Source organism: Robertmurraya sp. GLU-23 (genome assembly GCF_052983275.1).
On the sequence record NZ_JBRKCV010000005.1, the window covers coordinates 147,738 to 169,186 of the forward strand.

The window sequence follows — 21,449 nt, forward strand, 5'->3', positions numbered from 1 at the left end:
ACATAACTAATACTTATATCATATATCATGATATGCTTGATAGGCATTTCTAGAATGTATATACTAAAACATGATAAAGGAGGAGTGATCGATGGAATTAAGAGTTTTGCGATATTTCCTTACTGTCGCAAGAGAAGGAAGCATGACGGCTGCTGCTGATTTTTTACATGTCACACAGCCAACCTTGTCCAGACAAATAAAGGATCTTGAACAAGAATTAGGGAAAAAACTATTTATTCGTAGTAGTCACAGTATCATTCTCACAGATGAAGGAATGCTCTTGCGAAAGAGAGCAGAAGAAATCATAGATATGGTCGATAAATTAGGGGCTGAATTTAGTTCCATGGAAGAATCAATTAGTGGTGATGTTTATATAGGTGGCGGGGAAACAGATGCCATGAGACAGATCGCACGGGTAGTAAAAGATTTACAATTAGGTTATCCAAATATACGTTATCACCTCTACAGTGGAAACGAAGACGATGTGGCTGAACGGCTTGACAAGGGATTGCTTGACTTTGGTATTTTAATTCAACCAGCGGATTTATCAAAATACAATTATATCAATATCCCAGCCAAGGATGTTTGGGGTGTTGTTATGAGGAAAGACAGCCCGCTTTCTTTCAAAAATACCATTCAAGCAGCGGATCTATTTAATGTACCTCTAATTTGTTCAAGACAGGCTATTAAACAGACATTTTCTAAAAATGAATTTGCAGATTGGTTTGGTGAAGATTTTGAAAAATTAAACGTTGTGACTACATACAATCTTGCATTTAATGCTTCTCTTATGGTTGAAGAAGGCATTGGTTATGCCATAACCCTTGATAAAATAGTAAATACATCTAGTGAAAGTAATCTTTGTTTTAGACCACTAGAGCCAAGACTCGAATCTGGCCTAAATATCGTTTGGAAAAAACATCAGGTATTTTCCGCTGCTGCTGAGATGTTTTTAAAAGAAATACAGGGAAAATTCCCAAATTCTTGAAGGTTGGTGTTTTTTTTGAACTTAGTAATAAAAACGCACGGTAAACTTTTGGCTACCGTGCGCGTCTCATCTTATCCACCTAAAATACGTTCTTGATGTGTGTACACATTAAACCCTTGACCGCGAATGAATCCAACAGCTGTAATACCTAGTTCTTCAGCCAAATCAAGTGCTAGGTTAGTAGGGGCTGATTTGGATAATACTATTCCTACACCAATTTTTGCTGTCTTCAACAATACCTCTGAAGAAATTCGTCCACTAAATACAATAATCTTGTCCTTCAATGGAATATGATTCATTAAGCAATATCCGAAGATTTTGTCTAATGTATTGTGGCGGCCAATATCCGTCCTTGAAACGATGATTCCTTCTTTGGAACACAAAGCTGAGTTGTGAACTCCGCCGGTTTGCTGGAAGTGTGATGAACTTTCTTGCATGAGTGTCATCAGTCTCTGACAGTCTTGACCTGTAATCGTTGTTTTACTCATTACCGTTTTTGCCGTTTTCATATCATTGTAAAAGTAAAACTGTCGTCCTTTCCCACAGCATGAACCAATAAAGCGTTTGGAGTGATGATGGTTTTGTATTTCCTTCTTAGTCACTAGCTCCACATATGCAAAGCCTTTAGAATCGTCTATCGTTAACGATTTAATTTCATCATACTTTCGAATGACACCTTCTGAAGCTAAAAAACCGACAACAAGTTCTTCCATATCAGCAGGGGTACAGACCATGGTAGCAAATTCCTGACCATCCAACATCACCGTTAGCGGGAATTCAACAGCTATTGTCTCCTCTTGTTCATAGAAGTCCTTCCCGTCAAATCTCATGATGCTTCTAGTGGTGGTCACTTCATCTATTTCATTGTCCATTTCTGTACCCTCCTAAATATTAGCTTACATCCGTCTCTAGATCTGGAATTGGTTTCTCCAGGTATTGTGTATCTTTACGAGCATTAAAACGTTCTGCTTTCTCTACTTTTACCGCAATATTATAATCTGGAATACCAGCAAATTTTTCATATTTTCCTTTGGGTAATAAGAAGTTTCCTTCAGGGAAGTGAACACCAAGGTTCCCTGTTGTGATATCAGCATACTTTGCACGTCCTTGAAACACTCCATGCTGATTATAGACAACAATCCCTTCTCCATCTGCAATCCTATGCAAACGAGCTTCTTCCGCATTAATCAAGACATCATAACGGTCAGATCCATTCAACGGATCTTTTTCACTAAACACCATGGAATTGAATTGCTTTCCACGGCGAGTCGTTAGTAAAAACTGACCTTCTTTTTTACCCATATTTGGGATATCGACTGTAATTAATGTCCCTTTCCCATCTGGAGTTGGACAGATTCCATCTTCACATAGCCATGCTCCGCCCCATTGGAACACATCACCTTTTTTCTTTAGATGCTGGATACCGTCATAATTTGGATTCGCTAATGCGATCTCATCACGGATCGCCTGTGCATCTTTAAAATCCACCTGATGTGCCATTGTAGGCTTTACACGTTTTGCCAGATCAATGTAGATTTTCCATTCTTCACGAGCTTCTTCAATCCGGTTCTTATTTCCTTCGATTTCAGGAGAAAAATAGACCATTCTTTCAGTGGAAGTTGACGTTCCGCCACCTTCCTGCTCATATCTTGTTTTAGCCGGTAACACGATAACCGCTTCTTGTGCATCTACTAGAGTAGAAGTGTTTAAAATAATATCTTGGTGGACACGAATATCTAATTGAGATAATGCTTTCTCTACGAATATCGGATCAGGCATGGTCTCTAAGAAGTTACCACCACTTAAATAATATAACTTCACCTTTCTCTCATGGTCTTCTGGAAGCATAATATTTTCAAGAGTGACACCAACTATATCTCCCTGCCATCGCGGAAGTTTAAAGCCCCATAGCTTTTCAATCCGCTCAATATTCTCACCGTAAAAATCCCCACCCGGTAAGACAAAGGGATCTGCCCCCATTTCCCCAGAACCTTGTACAGAGGAGTGACCACGAAACGGCATTAACCCCGAGTGCTTGCGACCTAGGAAACCACGTAATAATGCTAGATTAGCAACTTGGGAGATATTGTCTGTTGCAAAGGAATGCATCGTTAATCCAAGTGCCCAGGCAAAGACAGCATTTTTTGCTTTTGCTAAAATTTCAGCAAGCTCGATGATACGCTCTTTTGTTACACCTGATGATTCTATAATATGTTCCCATGTTTGCTGTTGTACCTTTGCTTTAAGTTCTTCGTAACCATTCACATGTTCTTGTACAAACGGATGATTAATTGCCGAACCATATTGCTCTGCTTCCATATCAAACCAATGCTTCATAATTCCATGCATAAACGCAATATCTCCGCCGATATTAACTTGATAGAAATCATCTGCTAACTTGGTTCCAAAAAGAGCTGATTCTGGATTGGAAGGAATCCAATAATTTTCCATGGCGGGTTCACGGTATGGATTTATAACAATGATTTTTGTACCCTTTTTCTTCGCTTCTAGCATGTACTTAGATGAAACGGGTGAAGCATTTGATGCCACACTACCCCAGAATAGAAGTACATCCGTACCAATCCAATCTAAATAGTTCGAAGTGGATGCTCCTACACCAATTGACCGTTTTAATGCTGTTTTACTTGGAGAGTGACAAATTCTTGAAGCATTATCAATATTGTTCGCTCCTAAAAAGCGTGAAACTTTAGCAGCGACATAATAGTTTTCATTGGTAATTCCACGTGATGTTAAGTAGAAAGCATATTGCTTAGGATTTAGCTCTTTCATCTTTCCGGCAATCATATCCATTGCATCATCCCATGTAATGCGAGAAAACTTACGCTCCCCTTTGCGACGAATCATTGGATATGGGATACGACCAAGTTTCCGAAGTTCTGTACTATCATATTTTTTAAGATCGTCAATATCTGCATGAAGAATCTCTGGTTTAATTGCTGGCATGGTGTTTAGTCTTAGCACATTTAAACGGGTCGTACACAGATGTGGACCGGTTAAGGTTTGGTCGTACAAGCCAGATACTCCAAGCGCACAACCGTCACACACGCCCTCTGTAATGATACGAGTGGCATAACCTAAATTGTCTTTATTATCGTAAGCAACCTTCATTGTATCGCGGATATGTTTTGGTTTTATCTTTCCTAATCCAAATGGGATGGGACTAACCCAGTACTTTGGTGCGGGTAGTATGGCTTTCTTTTGTGGTCCTGGATGTTTTGTTTTCCCCATATTTTACTCCTCCATTTACACTTTTTTCATATAAAAAACCACCAGAAGAAATCCTTCCTTTTTATTAGGACGAAAACTTCAGGTGGTTAGTCTTTAACAGGTGCGCTGCCAAGTTCCAACATTCCAAATCTGTTTACAACAGTTATTACATTTTAAATTTCTCTTCAATGTTATCTTCAAATACAAAGATCGACATACCTATGTCTAATTCAATATCGATATCGACAAACACACGGACGAATTTTGTTCCAAGCAATTCTTCCATCTCTGTAGGGTGATTTTTTTTATAAATCTCTTTCACCATTTCTGTACGGGCAGAACGAAGCATTTGGCGCCCATCTTCTGCTGTGGCAATGAATTTTTCAATAGGAGATAGATTCCCCTCCAGTTCACAAATGGCCCAGCTTTTTGAGAAAGTGGTTCGAACTTGGCTTGGACCTTTTCCCATATGCTTTTTACGAAAGGCTCGAACAATATTGCTAAACTCAGCTTCGTACTTATTCACTCGTTTCAACTCACTTACCGTTTTTTTCCTATTTTACACTATTTTTGTTAGATATTATACTGCTTCCTTAGAACGGCCTAACTTTCCGGCATTCTCTGCTTTTAGTCTATTAATATCAGATCTTATTAAAATTGATATCACTAATGCAACTACAAATAATCCGGAAAAGAAGGTTAAACTTCCTGCGTAGCTGCCAGTAGTATCCTTAATCCATGCCGCGAATAAAGGACCAACTAGTCCAGCTGCTGCCCATGCAGTTAGTATATATCCATGGATGGCCCCAAGTTGCTTTGTACCAAACAAATCTCCTATATATGCTGGGATAGAAGCAAATCCACCTCCATAGCATGTATACACGACAATGAGCATGGCCATGAATAACCACTGAATGGACACTTGTGGTAAAAAGAAAAACATGACAATTTGTAGAACAAAAAAGGCTGTATAGGTATTTGGACGTCCAATATAATCAGATAAGGAAGCCCAGCCAATACGACCTAAGCCATTAAAAATACCGATTGCCCCAACCAATGCTGCGGCCGCTGCCATATCAATGCCGATGCTTTCCATTGCTAGTGGTTTCGCTACCGCTAAGATCGCAATTCCGCAAGTGATATTGATAAATAGCATGAGCCATAAATACCAAAAGCGCTTCGTTTTAACTGCTTCATTCGCCGTTAACTGTGATAATTCCATTGCTGGCTTTACCTTCCCACTTTCAATTTTCGCTTGAAAACCTTCGGGTAACCAACCTTCAGCCGGCTTCTCTAAATATAAGGAAGAAAGAGTCATAATAGCAAAGTATGATACACCTAAAATATAAAATGTATTCGCTACACCTACAGTTTCAATCAATGAGTTCATAATTGGGCTTGAAATGGCTGCTGCAAACCCAAACCCCATGATAGCAAGGCCAGTGGCTAAACCTCTTCGATCAGGAAACCATTTTACTAGAGTAGAAACAGGTGCGATATAACCAACTCCAAGTCCAATTCCACCTAGTGCTCCGTAACACACATAAAGCATATACTTTGAACCAAAATCCACTGCTAAACCGGAACCAGTAATACCAATTCCAAAGAAAATGGCTGCAAGTAATCCTGCTTTTCTAGGACCATACTTTTCTACAAAATGTCCCAAAAATGCAGCTGAGAGACCTAAAAATAAGATAGCAATACTAAAAGTAAGGGCTACCTCTGAATCCGACCACCCAAACATGTCCTTTAAGGGAGCGGTAAAATTACTCCATGCATATACCGAACCTATGGAAATATGTATTCCAACTGCTGATAATGCAATAAGCCAACGATTTTTAGTTGCTTTCATTTGTTTTCCCCCTACATCAATGCATAGATGCTCCCGTAGAAAACAAAAAAACCGTTGTAATTAATCCAAATTTAGACTCCTATATAAGGAACCTTCACCTGAATCATTACAACGGTTTGCCTTATACAGGAGCGCTGCTAAGTACCAACTGTCATAAAACGAAATAAATTAAGATTTTCAACCGATCAACAGGGTCGCTGTTTTCGTATCAAAAACATAATTATTATTGTTCACAAAAATGTCACATATGACCTTTTAAACTTATCACGAAAGCGCATCCATGACAATAGTTTTTCACTTTTTTGTTTTGATAATAGTGATAAAACTTATAAATTTCAAGGAGAATAAAAAAAGGCCAGTATCGGCCTTTTTTAAAAATTTCAATATATTTATTACTTTGACTCTAATATCATAGTAGCTTCAGGTGTCGTTACTTTGTCATAGAATTCTACAAATTTATCTCTATCTGAACTATCACGATATGCCATCGCAATACGTGGATGCTCATTGAGAACACCAGAGATCATATAAGGGATGATATAGCCCCATTCCCACTTTTTACGCATGTCTAACATATGCTTTTCGATAACGCCAAGAACTGGTTTAAGCTCATAGCTTGGTTTTTGAATATAGCTAACGAGAAGCTCTGTGTTGCAGTTACCCGCTGCACGTCCCATTCCATAAACAGATGAATCAAGGAATGTAACGCCATTTTGAAACGCAGTTAACGTATTGGCAAATGCCAATTGCATATTGTTATGAGTATGAATTCCTAGCTGTTTGTTAGGAATCAGAGTTTGGAATTTTTTCACTTGGTGCTCAATATCTCTAGGATCTAAGCTTCCGAATGAGTCAACGATATATACCACATCTACTGGGCTCTCTTTCACCAACTCAAACGCTTTTATAAGCTGTTGCTCTGGTACACTAGATAACGCCATAATGTTGAGTGAAGTCTCATAGCCTAAATCATGGAACATTTGTACAAGTTCCAATCCTTTATCCACTTCACGAACATAGCACGCTACTCGGATCATATCCAAGATACTTTCCTCACGAGGAAGGATGTCATTAGGGTCTACTCTTCCAATATCCACTAAAGCAGATAGCTTTGTGAATTTTTTCTCTGGAATAATTTCTTTTAGGAAGTGGTCGTCGAGAAATCTCCAGGGATTGGGCTCAGATACGTTCAGTAGCCTGGCTGAATTTTTGTATCCAATTTCCATATATTCAACTCCAGCCTCACTTAAACCATTATACAAGTCCTGAACAAACTCAACGCTAAAATCCCAATTATTGACCAAGCCTCCATCTCGAATTGTACAGTCTATAATCTTACTACGATGTTCCATAAATGTCACTTCCTCCAATTGTTTACGTTCATTAGAAAATATTTTTAATATTATTGCTTATATCATAATTCATATAAATCCGTCAAATTTTTCTCCTATTCTGAATTGTTCTGATTGCATATAATTCCCCACATTTACCCTATACTACAAAAATGACAATAACAATTTGAAAGGATGGATATGCTTGTCTCAGAATAACAAACAAACCTTTCCACCTCAACATCAAAATCATCAACCCGGTGTTGAAGATGAAATGAACCCCATTCCAATTCATGTTAGTGAACAGTATGAAGGCTCCAATAAATTAAAAGACAAAGTAGCGATTATTACGGGTGGTGATAGTGGAATTGGGAAGTCAGTAGCCATCTATTTTGCAAAAGAAGGAGCTGACGTTGTCGTTTCCTATTTAAATGAAACAAAGGACGCTGAGGACACGAAAAAGCAAGTTGAAGCAGAAGGCAGACGCTGTATTCTTGCCTCAGGAGATATTGGTGATGAGAGGGTTTGTAATCAAATTGTAGATGATACGATCAAAGCATTTGGCAAAATTGACATTATCGTCAATAACGCTGCCGAACAGCATCCACAACAAAGTTTGCTTGATATCACGTCAGAGCAGCTTGAACGAACATTCCGAACAAATATCTTCTCTTATTTTTATTTAACTAAGGCTGCTCTTCCCCACCTTAAGAATGGGAGCTCTATTATTAACACAGCTTCCATAACAGCCTATCAAGGAAACGAGCAACTACTTGACTATTCCGCTACTAAAGGGGCCATTGTTACCTTTACCAGATCTCTTTCAAAGTCACTTGCTAAAGATGGAATCCGAGTAAATGGAGTGGCACCGGGACCTATTTGGACTCCTCTCATTCCTTCTACCTTCCCAGCGGAACAAGTAGCAGAATTCGGATCTACAACACCAATGGGAAGAGCCGGACAGCCGTATGAACTTGCCGCGAGTTATGTTTTTCTCGCATCTAATGACTCTTCTTATGTTAGTGGTCAAATGATTCACGTTAATGGTGGAACAGTCATCAATGGATAAAGATACAAAAAGGGACTTTTCAGCTGAAAGTCCCTTTTTGAGGCAAGAATACTCTTTCTTCATTTGGATATGAACAAGAGAAACGTTTGACAATTTGATGTGGAATAATAATTCTCTTGATTGGTTCTTTTGGGTTTTCTATCTTTTGAATTAAGCTTCGAGCAGCCTCAAACCCAAGATCAAAAATATTAATATCCACGCTAGTCAAAGGGGGTCTGGACATCTCTGATACTAGTACATTATTGAAACTGATGATGGATATATCTTCAGGTACTTTAATTCCCAATTCATCTAATGTATTAAGAACCCCTAAGGCCATTAGATCATCTGCGACAACCAATGCAGTTGGCGGAACCTTTAAAGAAAGCAATTCCCTTACTGCTTCTTGTCCACCTTCTCTTAAAAATTCTTCATGTACAATATAGTCATCATTTAATGGGATTCCTGCTTCACGAAGCGCCTTCTCGTAACCAAGCAATCGTTCAACCGTAACAACTAGGTTTAAGTTTCCACCGACAAAAGCGATATGATCATGCCCAAGCTGAATAAGATATTCCGTTACTTCCTTTGTTGCACGGAAGTTATCATTATCAACATGAGTAATTTCCTCCACATGCTTAAAAGGTTTACCAATAACTACAAATGGAATGCCTCTTTCCTGCAAGTACATTAATACTTTATCTTCAATTTTCGAATAAAGTAAGACCACTCCGTCAACACGTCCACCTTGGACCATCTGCGTAACTCCGTCAAGAATTTCGTTGTCAGTCTTTCCTGTTGTCATATATAACGCGTAGTGTTTTTCATGGGCCCCTTCACTAAGACCTCTAAGTACTGTTGGAAAAAAGGGATTCTGAAATACTACGTCAGTAGAGCTCGGCATGACGAGACCGATTGCCTGTGTGCTTTGACTCGCTAAACTTCTTGCAATAAAGTTAGGATGGTATCCTAACTCATCCATGGCTTCTCTAACTTTTTTCTTTGTTTTTTCACTTATTCGAGGATTATTTGCAATTACACGTGATACGGTAGATGGTGCGACCTTTGCTAATTTAGCAACATCTTTAATTGTAACAGCCATCTTACCCACCTCATTTCCTAATAACTACATTTCTGAATAGTATTAATAATTATTCAGGTTTACTTATTCTATATTCTACCCTAACTATCCGATACTTTTGTAGTATATTTTTTTCATTGATTCGGGAGTTTTTTCCTTTTTGATCTTTTCCATAACAAATAGATAAATATGATAAACGCTGCGTACACAGCTCCCATTATAATTATATATGGAATATTCAACCCTGTTTTCTGTCCTAAGATATAAATTTGTGCTTGGTCACGGTCGAGAACGAGCGTATATTCGTCACCTTTTCCACGTACAATATCATCACTAAGTACTCCTCGAAGTTCTTTATCCTTTTCAAGACCTTCTGTAATGGTTACGGTTTGTGTTTTTGTAGTATTATTAATTGCTACAACAGTGGTTTCACCATTATATTCCCTTTTATATACCGCCATCCCCTTCTCTTCATATAGAAAATCGAATGTACCACGGGTTAAGGACGGAAGTGTTTGTCTAGCAGCTCCAATTTGAGAAATATAATCCACCAATTCTTTATCTGTTCGAAAATCCATTTGTCTACGGTTATCAGGGTCTTCTCCACCATCTAGAGCAATCTCACTACCATAATACACAATCGGAATACCAGGGATCGTGTATAAGTAAGTAAGAGCCAGCTTCCAGCGAGGACCAGGATGCTCATTGTTTTGTATCGCATCTCTTGTAAAACGCGGAGTATCATGATTATCCATAAAAGTACCCATTAAATAAGGTTCTTCGTAAATGGTTTTGTTTCGATCCGCAGTCGTATACAACCAATAAAGAGATTGATCTGGCTTAGCAAAAGCAGTACGTAAATGTTCATTCAAGGGATAATCGACAAAGCCATCAATCCCTGCTTTGTCATACTGGGCTATATAATTTGGGTCATTGTCCCAAACCTCACCGAGTAAGTAGAAATCATCTTTCACACTTTTTACCTCTTTAGTAAATGTTTCCCAAAATCTAACTGGTACATGTCGTACCGTATCCAGTCGATAGCCATCGATATCTGTTTCTGTGATCCACCACTTTGCTGCCTCTAATAGATAATTAGACACTTCTGGGTTTTCCGTATTTAAATCAGGTAATCCATAAATCCAGCCATTATTGAGCTCATCTTGATCTTCCCAATTTAAAATTTCTTTATTTTCATGAAACCAATCCTTTTTCTCGCCGTCTGTCAGCCACTCGTGTTCGGGTGAAACATGATTGACAACAAAGTCAAGGACGATCTTTATGTCTCGTTTATGTGCCTCATTTACTAATTCTTTAAACTTTTCTATCGTGCCAAAATGTTCTTCTGTGTTGTAAAAGTCAGTAATCCAGTATCCATGATAGCCCTTATCCGCATTATCAAAAATGGGGGTAAGCCAAATAGCGGTGAACCCCATGTCTTTAATATAATCCAATTGATCGATTATACCTTGAAAGTCACCGCCATGATATGATTTGGGATCATCCATATTTACTTTAAAATCATTACTGAAATCGCTATTATTAAAGCGATCGATCATAATAAAATAAAAAGTCTCATCCTGCCATTTTCGCTCTTCTTTTTCCACTGCACCTACCGGTAGGGAGTAAAAAAGAAGAAACGGGATTAAGATGAAAGAAAGTATTTTCTTTTTCATCTCCGCTCCTCCTTTTCCTGTTAGAAATCCTTCCCTACAAGATTATCCTTTTGTTCCTCCAGCCGTCAAACCAGAAACGAAATATCTTTGGAAAACTAAGAATAATGCAGCGATTGGTATAGCAATAAGTACTGAACCTGCAGCAAACTTTGTAAATTCGTTTCCGAACTGTTTCGCAACTAGTTCATATAGGCCAACTAATAATGTAAATTTATCTTCTGATCGTAATAAGATTCGCGCTAAGATAAAGTCACCAAAAGGAGCAATAAATGAGAATAAAGCAACTACTGCTAAAATTGGCTTTGCAAGTGGCATAACAATTTGGAAGAAAATTCTTAAGTGTCCCGCCCCATCCATTTTTGCAGATTCATCAAGCTCTTTCGGAATCGTATCTAAGTATCCCTTCATTAAATACGTATTCATTGGAATTTGGCCACCGACATACACAAGTATTAATCCTAGGTGTGTATCAATTAAACCTGTACGGTTTGCTAAAACAAAGATGGCAATTAATGCAGCAAAGTTTGGAATCATTTGTAGAATTAAGAATGTGATTAGACCATTCTTACGACCAACAAAACGATACCTTGAGAATGAGTATGCGGTTAATGATACACTTGCAACAGTTAATACCATGGTGATAATACTGATTTTCAAGGAATTTTTATACCACATAATATAGTCACTCTTGTCAGCATCAAACAGATGCTTATAGTGTGCTAGTGTTGGGTTTTCTGGAAACATCGTCGAGCCCGAGAGACTATTCCCAGGATTAAACGAAGATCCAATAATCCAAAGCAATGGGTAGAATACAATAACTGCCATTACCGCAATGACTAAATATGACAGTGTAAGTCTTATGATTTTATTCTTTTTCATACTCATATTACATCATATCCTCTTCTTGGAATGATTTTGTTCTTCTAAATTGCCATAAAGCCACTGCAATAATAATGAAGGATAGAATCATTGTGATGGCTGCTGCTTTTCCATATTGTGCTGAAGTCATCGTTAATCGATAGATCCATGATATTAGAATATCTGTTCCCCATGCGGTTTGCCCTGGCACAGCTGGTCCCCCGTTGTTAAAGAGGAAGATAACATTGAAGTTATTAAAGTTGAACGTATATTGTGTAATCATGATTGGTGCAGTTGCAAACAAGACAAGTGGTAAAGTAATCTTCGAGAACTTTTGCCAAATATTAGCACCATCTACAGTAGCTGCTTCATATAAGTCCTCTGGAATCGACTGAAGAACACCAGTTACCATTGCAAAGATGAATGGGAAACCTAACCAACCTTGAATTAATATCAATGCTAGACGTGTCCAGTTGGCTTCTGTCATCCATGGCTGCGGATCTAACCCTAGAGCTGGTAATATCATTTTATTTATTGCACCGAAGGTTTCATTAAACATTCCAGAAAAGATCATAATGGATACGAATGCTGGTACCGCCCAAGGTAAAATTAATATCGTACGAATAATCGCTTTACCTTTTAGATCTTTCTGATTAACAATAATGGCAAGGAACATCCCTAAAGCAATTTGGAACGTTGTCGCACCAAAAGTCCAGACAATTGTCCAACCTAATACTTTAAAGAACGTATTACGCCAGATATCAATTTTAAAAATATCTATAAAGTTCTGTATCCCAATCCAATCAACTAACTTAGCAGGTGGTGAATGGTATAAATCGTAGTTTGTAAATGCTAATAAGATGACGAATATAATCGGAAAGATTACAACAAAAATTAATAGCAAAAACCCTGGTGAAATCATTAAATATGGAAAACCACCGTCAATTAAGTTGTGGTATTGTTCTCTAACTGAATTTAGTTTTAAACCTAGATCACGTTTTTTCCCATTAGAGTGTGCATCGTAAAGGTTAAATGCATACACCCCTAACCCTAGCACTGTAACAATCAATGCGATAATTCCATCAATCAAAAGAAAGATCGAATGGTCTACTTTAGGTATTTCACCTAATGTAAACAATCCCCAAAACCCCATGTTTAATATGTCGCCAAACACAATACCGAATGAAGCTGCTAATACAAGAAAGATGATTCCTTTTAAAAACTGACGATTATAAAATTGCCCTAATCCTGGGACAATTGAAAGCAATGCAGCTGTCTTTGCATGCTTTGTTGTTCCTACTTTTTCCGCTTCCATTTGACTTCTATCCCCTTTCTAACTTGAGGAGGAATGTATTTTTGTTGCGCAACCGTTTGCCTAAAAGAATGTAATGATAGGCAATACCGAAGGTACTGCCTATCGATTGTAGCACAAATTATTTTGCGTGGTTCGTCTCAATCTGCTTCTTAATCGTATCTACTGCCGAATCAAGAGCTGCCTTTGGCTCTGATTTTTGGGTAGCAATTTGTTGTAATGCTGATGCCATTGGAGACCAAACCTCAGCCATTTCTGGAATATTTGGCATTGGAATCGCATAGGAAGACTGAACAGCTACTGCTTTTGCTGCTTCGTTATCAGCAATAATTGGATCCTCGATTAGAGTTTTAACTGGTGGAATTTCCCCAGTTGTTTCAAAACGCGTTTTTGCACTATCTTCATTTGTTATGAATTCAACAAGCTTTGTAGCCCAATATTGATTTTCCGTGAATGCTGTTACATGCCATCCTTTAACACCCATAAATGTTTTTACATTTTCACCATTTGGTAAAGTTGGAAGCGGTGCAACACCGTAGTCAATTCCAGCATCCTTCATTGCTTGGAATGCCCAAGGACCATTCATAACAGAAGCAACTTTTCCTTCGTTAAATAGCCCGTCCATAGCTGATCCACCAGATTCACCGATGATTCCTTTAGGGAAAAGGCCTTCTTTATACCATTGTTGAATGTACTCAGCACCTGTTACAGCACCTTCGTTATTTAGACCGATATCATCGCGGTTTAATGCACCATTTTCTTCTTTAAATACGTAAGCACCGTTTCCACCCATAATACCATGAGCGAAGTAATAGTTATCCCAAAGAGCTAAGAAACCGTAATTATCGCCTTTAGTAAAATCCTTTGAGAAAGTATATAACTCATCAAAAGATTCAGGAGCTTTTTCCATTAACGCTTTGTTGTAAATAAAGACTGGAGTTTCTGTCGCTTTTGGTAGTCCATAAAGCTTTCCATCATACATTTGAGCTGAGATTGAAGATTCAGTGAAGGTATCAAGTACTTCTTGATCTACTTCAATTTCTGAGATTAATCCCTCAACAACTACTTGACCGATTTGGTCATGTGGCAGTGTTACAACGTCTGGAGCATTTCCAGCAGGTCCATCTAGACGAAGTTGGTCACGAATTTTGTCTGCCATTCCTAATGTTTTATACTCAACTTTAATGCCATATTCTTTTTCAAAAGCTTCGATAGCAGGCTCTAATGCAACCTCTTTATCTGTATCTTCCCATACTACTAATTTCTCTGGCTTTGCTGGTTCTTCTCCAGCCGTATTGCCACCTTCATTTTCTGTTGAAGTACCTTCCTCACGATTTGGTCCACATGCAGCAAGGACTCCTAGTACTAACATGATCATCATGAAAAGCGAAAATGCTTTTTTCATTATTGACCCCTCCAAAAATGTATGTTTTTATTTTCTGCTAGTTGTACAAACGATTGCACAAATCTACAAAAACAGCACTCTATGAAAACGTTGCCACAATAAGTTAAAAAGAAGTAACTTATTGATCTTATATGTTCAACTGAAATAATAGAGTTGTGAAAACGATTGCACAAACTATATTTTTTATTATACCTAGTTTTTTCATTTTGACAACTATTTTCACATAAAATACAAAGAAAAAAATTTATAAGTGTTTTGCCATGTAATTGTTGAAGGGTTTTCACATATCTGCTAACGTAAAGAAAGTAGAATTAAATGCAATCGATTGCACAAAAGGAGGAAAATATTATGATTACTCGTTCTTCTATCTATCATCGTCCTACAGATGAATACGCATATCCCATTGATGAACATACATTACATATAAAATTGCGTACTCGTAAAGAAGAAGTACAAACGGTTCAGCTTTTATTCGGTGATCAATATGAATGGAAAGATGGTGCTTGGATTTTTCAGCAAACAGAAATGGAGAAAGTTGCAACAGATGCTCTTTTTGATTACTGGCTTCTAAGCATACAACCTACCTACAAGCGAATTCGCTACGGATTCTTTATTAGTAATGGAGAAGAAACTATTTTATATACAGAAAAAGGATTTTATGAGAAGGCTCCTGAAGATCCGGGCTATTACTTCTCATTTCCCTTCCTTCATGCGAGCGAAGTATTTCGTGCTCCAAGCTGGGTAAAAGATACGGTCTGGTATCAAATATTCCCAGAAAGATTTGCCAATGGTGATCTTACCAATGATCCAGAAGGTGCACTTCCTTGGGCAAGTGAACCTCCATCACCGAAGAACTTTTTTGGTGGGGACTTTAAAGGTATTATCGAGCATATTGATTATTTAGTTGATTTAGGGATCACTGGAATTTACTTTACTCCTATTTTCAAGGCATATTCGAATCATAAATACGATACGATTGATTATATGGAAATTGATCCTCAGTTTGGGGATAAGGAAACCTTTAAGGAACTTGTAAAAACTTGTCACAAAAATGGAATAAAGGTGATGCTTGATGCTGTGTTTAATCATAGTGGATACCACTTTCCTCCCTTTCAAGATGTTCTTAAGAATGGAGAGAAATCAAAGTATGCAAGTTGGTTCCACACAAAGGAATTTCCATTAAAAGGTGGCGAGCTTCCAAACTACTCTACATTTGCCTTTGAGCAAACGATGCCTAAACTTAATACACAAAACGAAGAAGTAAAGCAATATTTGCTTGAGGTTGGAAGGTACTGGGTTCGAGAATTTAATATAGATGGATGGCGATTAGATGTAGCGAATGAAATTGACCATCAGTTTTGGAGAGATTTCCGCCATGCGGTTAAGGAAGTCAAGCCTGAACTATATATCCTAGGTGAAATTTGGCATGATTCGATGCCTTGGCTTCGGGGAGACCAATTTGATGCAGTGATGAACTATCCATTCCTAACAAATGTATTAAATTTCTTTGCAAAAGACCAGATTTCAAAGCAGCAATTTATCGAGAACATGACATCTGTTATTCAAATGTATCCTAGCAATGTGAATGAAGCTGCTTTTAACCTCGTTGGAAGCCATGATACACCGCGTATTTTGACAGAATGTAAGGACAGCACAGATAGAATGAAGCTCATCTACACCTTTATGATGACATTTATCGGGACACCTTGTATATATTATGGAGATGAAATTGGCTTAAGTGGAGTCATGGACCCTGGTTGTAGAGAATGCATGCCGTGGGAGGAAGAAAATTGGAATAGTGAGATGCGACAACATATCCAAACATTAATTAAGCTAAGAAAAGAAGAAAAGCTTCTCGCAAACTCAGGAACCTTCTCCTTCCTTGCTAATTCCGATGAAGAAGTGTGTATTGCCTACTCCAAAAAGGATGGAAACAAAGCAATTATCGTTATTTTAAACCCTACGTCCAAAGAGGCTACGCATTCTTTGCCATTTCATTTAAAAGGGAGAAAACTTACAGACTTATTAAACAATAGTGAATTTGCCGCTGAGTCTGATCAACTTTCAGTTACGGTTGCTCCTTTTGGCTTTGAAATCATCTCCTTTTAAATTAACACTTCATCTGTTAAAATGAATTGTTTACTAAATAGTCTTAAGCACTCTGCTTAAGACTATTTCCTTTTATTATGTTAGGGGGTCAATTAGTCATGAGCACGAAAAGCAAAACACAAAAGATGACCCTTGTTGCTTTAACATGGCCCATCTTTATTGAAATTTTATTGTATATGCTTATGGGGAATGCAGATACATTAATGCTCTCACAATACTCTGATGAGTCCGTTGCCGCTGTTGGCGTATCGAACCAAGTTCTTTCGCTAATCATCGTAATGTTTGGTTTTGTTGCAACAGGAACAGCTATTCTTGTCACACAGAATTTAGGAGCGAAACAGGAAAATACAGCTGCAGAAATTTCAATCGTTTCCCTTGGAGCAAATCTTGTTTTTGGGATTCTTTTAAGTATAGGAATTTTTCTCTTTAGTAAACCTATTTTATTAATGATGGATTTACCTCCTGAACTATTGGATGAAGCAAACTCTTACCTGTTAATTGTCGGAGGATTTTCTTTTGTTCAAGCGTTTATCATGACAATTGGTGCTGTCATTCGTAGTTATGGATTTACGAAAGATGTTATGTATATCACAATTGGCATGAATATTATTAATGTGATTGGGAACTACTTATTTATTTTTGGTCCTTTTGGTTTTCCGATTCTCGGCGTGGAAGGAGTAGCTATCTCAACTACTGTTAGTAGATTCATAGGTTTGATTATAGCCATCATCGTGATGATTAAAAGAATTCCTGTTCAGCTGCCGTTTCACCTGCTGTTCCGTTTTCCGAAGGTGCATGTTAGAAACTTGCTTAAAATTGGTATTCCCTCCGCCGGTGAGCAACTTTCCTATAATGCTTCTCAGATGGTCATTACGTTCTTTATTGCCACACTAGGTACGGAAGCACTCACATCCAAAGTATACGCTCAAAATCTTATGATGTTTATCTTCCTTTTTAGCATTGCGATAAGTCAAGGTACACAAATATTAATAGGTTATATGATTGGTGCAAAGAAGTACGAAGATGCGTATCATCGATGCTTAAAAAGTCTACGTCTTGCTATAATTATTTCCTTAAGCGCAGCCGTACTCTTCTCGTTTTTTGCAAAAGATTTAATGAAGTTATTTACAAACAATGAGGACATCATTGCACTGGGTAGCACGTTGATTCTGTTAACGATCATTTTAGAACCAGGCCGCTCTTTCAACTTAGTCATTATCAATTCTCTAAGAGCAACGGGTGATGTGAAATTCCCAGTATATATGGGAATTCTTTCTATGTGGGGGGTGGCTGTTACCTTATCTTATTTACTAGGAATCACCTTTGGGCTTGGTCTCGTTGGCATTTGGATTGCTTTCATTGCGGATGAATGGCTGAGAGGCTTACTCATGCTTTGGAGATGGCGCTCAAAAGTTTGGGTTCGCCATTCCTTTATAGAAGAGAAAGCAGTTTAAAAAGAACTAAATTCAGAAGATGCCCACACTTTTTGCTAAAGGGTTCTATTCTCGGGTACTTTCTTATTAAAATACACAAAAAAAGCTGCTTTTTTCCACATCTAGAGTTCTAGGTTCAAGAGGGTCCGTATTTATCGGTTGGGGGTCAGGTTAAGCACCCGAGCTGATAAATATACGGAGAAATTCCGGTTAATTAGTAATTCTTATTAAAAAAGGCTCAAATAGGCGGAGGGATCCCGCCTATTTGCTCGAAAAATTCGAAAATAGGCTTTTTTGTTTTGCATAAGCGGAAAAACTCCCCTTATTTACCCCCAAACGAGGCTCCATTTTGTATCTAACCGGAAATTCTCCACTTATTTTACTTTTTGCTAGTTACTCGATTAAGGACAAAACATCTTATTTATATAAGGAGTAAGTTTTATCTTATTTTAAGATAAGCACTTCAAACGGAACTCTTTAACTTTTTGTATGGCGTCTTCCCTTACTTAGGATTCAACAATATTAATATTGTAATCTTTAAACCAGATGTGAATTTGAGCTAGATGAGCAAGAAGCTGTGGGCCAGTCATTAATTGGCCGAACCAAGGTTCTTTAAAGGCTGCACCTTCAGTAGTAATTATTTCCTTTAGTTTTGCTTCATTAAAAAATTCATATAGAACCGAACCTTTATCCGTCATAATCTCTGCAAGCATCTGCTGTACTGCTTTTGTATACTTCGGATTATGCGTTTTCGGATACGGACTTTTCTTCCGATACAATACTTCATCTGGGAGAATTCCTTCTAATGCTTTTCGTAGCAATCCTTTTTCACGATTTTGGTAATTCTTCATTTCCCAAGGGATATTCCAGACATATTCAACTAGTCGGTGATCTGCAAAAGGAACCCTTACTTCAAGACTTGCTCCCATACTCATTCGATCCTTGCGATCAAGTAAGGTGGTCATAAACCAAATCATATTCAGATAAAACAACTCTCGTCTTTTTGCTTCTTCCCTCGTCTCCCCCTCTAAAACAGGAGTCTCTTGAACAGTCTTATTGAACTGTTGAAGCATGTAGTCTTTTAGCTGTAACTTTTCCCGCCACTCAGTTCGGAGCAAACCCTGTCTTTCTTCAATCGATCTCATCCAAGGAAAACCTTCACGAGTTAAGTCTGCTTCACGTCGAAACCAAGGGTACCCACCAAAAATTTCATCTGCACATTCCCCGGATAAACTAACAACGAAATCTTTTTTAATTTCACGGCAGAACCATAATAGAGATGAATCTACATCTGCCATTCCAGGTAAATCTCTTACATGAACAGCTTCAATTAAATGTTCAGCCAGAAGCTCTTGAGAAATAATGCTATTATGATGAGTGGTCTGAAATTCATTAGACATTTTTTGTATATAGATTCCATCCGAATTTGGCTGAAATTCATTTGCCTTAAAGAATTGGTCATTGTCTTCATAATCAATTGAATACGTATGAAGGCTCCCTTTTCCTTCTTTTTGATATTCCATCGCTGCAATGGCTGTAATGGCACTAGAATCTACTCCGCCTGATAAAAATGTACAGAGAGGAACATCTGAGACAAGCTGGCGTTTAACCGCATCCGTAAAGAGGAAGCGAACCTTATCCACGGTATCATTCAAACTGTCCGTATGCTTCTCACTTTTTACATTCCAGTATCGCCAAATATTTAGTCCTTTGCTTTTGGATAGAGTAAGTGCATGAGCAGGCCTTAGCTCAGATATCCCTTTAAATACCCCATTTCCTGGGGATCTTGATGGACCTAGAGCAAAAACCTCTGCTAACCCTTCTCGATCAATTTCTGTTTTCACTTCTGGATGAGCAAGAATCGCTTTTAATTCGGAGCCAAACATAATCCCTTTTTCTGTTGATAAATAAAAAAGCGGCTTAACGCCAAGTCGATCCCGTCCTATAAAGAGCTGTTCCTTCTTCTCATCCCAAATGGCGAAAGCAAATATGCCATTTAAATGATCCACACAATTTTCTTCCCATTCTATATATGCAGTTAATAGAACTTCTGTATCAGAATGACCGCTAAAGGAATATCCTTTTACTAACAGTTCTTTTCGAATATCTTCGGTATTATATAGTTCACCATTATAACAAATCGTATATTTGTGATTATTTTTTGATTTAGACATTGGTTGTTTTCCACCCTCTGGGTCAACAACAATTAAGCGTTTATGTCCGAATCCTACATGAATATCTGTCCATACATTTGTATCATCTGGACCGCGCTTTGCCAAGGTTTCAGCCATTTTCGTAATAGAGTCACGTTCTTTTCTCATATCTCTTTGGAAGTCAATCCAGCCTGTTATGCCACACATATTTTTTTCATCCTTTCAAAGTAGTGCGTTTGTTTGGTCAGTCCGAACATATACCCATACTATGCTGGGCGCGAAAAATGGTTAATTGTCCAATTTTTAAGTGGCGTGTTTAAAATATAAACAAGATGTCTAGAAAGAATGAAGATAGATCTAAAAAACTTTTATACCCTTTAGCCTTTAACGGAGGTCTTATCATGAATAGACAGCAACGACTAAAACTTTTTGAGTATCAAACGAGAGCATTTATAGAAGGTACGGTAGAGCATATAAACAACCAGTGGATTTTTTTCGATGAGGAAACAGATGAAGCCTCCATTTTGGATGATTTTTTACACCAAGAAATTGAGGTATTTCGATTCAATCGATGGAAAAAGGGAATTTTATTTGAGGATGGGAAAGTAACATTTGGAAGTGAAACTTTTCATTTAAAAAATCAAGACGTAGTAAGAATTCGCAAACACTTAATGTATTCCCTAGAACGGTTGCTAGAAGAAATCAACGATGATTCGTTTTATCAGTTTATCTCCCATTTAAATTCACTTGGCTTTTCAATCTTTGACTGTATTTATTGCTACAATCATCTAACGTTTTTAAAAGATGCGGAAAGAAAAAGTGGTGTGAATTTTATTATCTTTGATAATCAAGAGGAAATTTGTAATGTTCAACATCATTTCTGTTATTATAAAAAGCAAACCGATCGTTTTGAGTTTACACTTAACGCTGGTAAGAGAACGGTGATTGAAAAATTTGTATAATAAAACCTGCTCC

At 37.8% G+C, this 21,449-nt stretch carries 16 protein-coding genes; 5 read left to right on the forward strand and 11 right to left on the reverse strand.

What is annotated here, in order from left to right; genetic code table 11:
* Positions 1-91: 91 nt before the first annotated feature.
* Positions 92-988, forward strand: coding sequence for a LysR family transcriptional regulator (locus tag ACVBAX_RS11100; protein WP_447117081.1), 897 nt, complete (start codon positions 92-94; stop codon positions 986-988).
* 71 nt (positions 989-1,059) lie between these two features.
* Here the strand turns inward: ACVBAX_RS11100 and fdhD are convergent, their stop codons facing one another.
* From fdhD to ACVBAX_RS11125, 5 genes are all read right to left on the reverse strand, one after another.
* Positions 1,060-1,860, reverse strand: coding sequence for a formate dehydrogenase accessory sulfurtransferase FdhD (fdhD, locus tag ACVBAX_RS11105; RefSeq protein WP_447117082.1), 801 nt, complete (start codon positions 1,858-1,860; stop codon positions 1,060-1,062).
* 19 nt (positions 1,861-1,879) lie between these two features.
* Entirely contained in the window at positions 1,880-4,237 is a 2,358-nt protein-coding gene (locus ACVBAX_RS11110) for an FdhF/YdeP family oxidoreductase (protein ID WP_447117083.1), read from the reverse strand.
* Between the two features lie 145 nt (positions 4,238-4,382).
* Positions 4,383-4,742 (reverse strand): DUF2294 domain-containing protein, encoded by a 360-nt coding sequence (locus ACVBAX_RS11115; RefSeq protein ID WP_447117084.1) that lies wholly within the window; start codon positions 4,740-4,742, stop codon positions 4,383-4,385.
* Positions 4,743-4,796: 54 nt separating this feature from the next.
* Positions 4,797-6,068 (reverse strand): L-lactate MFS transporter, encoded by a 1,272-nt coding sequence (locus ACVBAX_RS11120; protein ID WP_447117085.1) that lies wholly within the window; start codon positions 6,066-6,068, stop codon positions 4,797-4,799.
* A 392-nt stretch (positions 6,069-6,460) separates the two neighbouring features.
* Complete coding sequence (locus tag ACVBAX_RS11125; RefSeq protein WP_447117086.1) at positions 6,461-7,420, reverse strand: aldolase catalytic domain-containing protein; 960 nt, start codon at positions 7,418-7,420, stop codon at positions 6,461-6,463.
* A 184-nt stretch (positions 7,421-7,604) separates the two neighbouring features.
* Between ACVBAX_RS11125 and ACVBAX_RS11130 the strand changes: the two genes are divergently transcribed.
* A complete protein-coding gene (locus tag ACVBAX_RS11130; RefSeq protein WP_447117087.1) occupies positions 7,605-8,468 on the forward strand; it encodes an SDR family oxidoreductase in 864 nt (287 codons plus the stop codon).
* Between the two features lie 19 nt (positions 8,469-8,487).
* Here the strand turns inward: ACVBAX_RS11130 and ACVBAX_RS11135 are convergent, their stop codons facing one another.
* From ACVBAX_RS11135 to ACVBAX_RS11155, 5 genes are all read right to left on the reverse strand, one after another.
* Complete coding sequence (locus tag ACVBAX_RS11135; protein ID WP_447117088.1) at positions 8,488-9,549, reverse strand: LacI family DNA-binding transcriptional regulator; 1,062 nt, start codon at positions 9,547-9,549, stop codon at positions 8,488-8,490.
* A gap of 113 nt (positions 9,550-9,662) precedes the next feature.
* The gene (locus ACVBAX_RS11140) at positions 9,663-11,204 is read right to left on the reverse strand and encodes an alpha-amylase family glycosyl hydrolase (RefSeq protein ID WP_447117089.1); all 1,542 of its coding nucleotides are present in this window, start codon (positions 11,202-11,204) and stop codon (positions 9,663-9,665) included.
* 42 nt (positions 11,205-11,246) lie between these two features.
* A complete protein-coding gene (locus ACVBAX_RS11145) occupies positions 11,247-12,089 on the reverse strand; it encodes a sugar ABC transporter permease (RefSeq protein WP_430773574.1) in 843 nt (280 codons plus the stop codon).
* Position 12,090: 1 nt separating this feature from the next.
* A complete protein-coding gene (locus ACVBAX_RS11150) occupies positions 12,091-13,377 on the reverse strand; it encodes an ABC transporter permease subunit (protein ID WP_430773573.1) in 1,287 nt (428 codons plus the stop codon).
* A 118-nt stretch (positions 13,378-13,495) separates the two neighbouring features.
* Positions 13,496-14,779: an extracellular solute-binding protein gene (locus tag ACVBAX_RS11155; RefSeq protein ID WP_447117091.1), complete on the reverse strand. Its 1,284-nt coding sequence runs from the start codon at positions 14,777-14,779 to the stop codon at positions 13,496-13,498.
* Between the two features lie 351 nt (positions 14,780-15,130).
* Here ACVBAX_RS11155 and ACVBAX_RS11160 point away from each other — a divergent pair, with 351 nt between their 5' ends.
* Together ACVBAX_RS11160 and ACVBAX_RS11165 are read left to right on the forward strand one after the other, a co-directional pair.
* Complete coding sequence (locus ACVBAX_RS11160) at positions 15,131-16,888, forward strand: alpha-glycosidase (protein ID WP_447117162.1); 1,758 nt, start codon at positions 15,131-15,133, stop codon at positions 16,886-16,888.
* 98 nt (positions 16,889-16,986) lie between these two features.
* Entirely contained in the window at positions 16,987-18,342 is a 1,356-nt protein-coding gene (locus ACVBAX_RS11165; protein WP_430773571.1) for an MATE family efflux transporter, read from the forward strand.
* Positions 18,343-18,827: 485 nt separating this feature from the next.
* Here the strand turns inward: ACVBAX_RS11165 and asnB are convergent, their stop codons facing one another.
* A complete protein-coding gene (asnB, locus tag ACVBAX_RS11170) occupies positions 18,828-20,681 on the reverse strand; it encodes an asparagine synthase (glutamine-hydrolyzing) (protein WP_447117092.1) in 1,854 nt (617 codons plus the stop codon).
* Positions 20,682-20,875: 194 nt separating this feature from the next.
* Between asnB and ACVBAX_RS11175 the strand changes: the two genes are divergently transcribed.
* On the forward strand, positions 20,876-21,436 hold the full coding sequence (locus ACVBAX_RS11175; protein ID WP_430773569.1) for a DUF2777 domain-containing protein: 561 nt from the start codon (positions 20,876-20,878) through the stop codon (positions 21,434-21,436).
* Positions 21,437-21,449 lie beyond the last annotated feature (13 nt).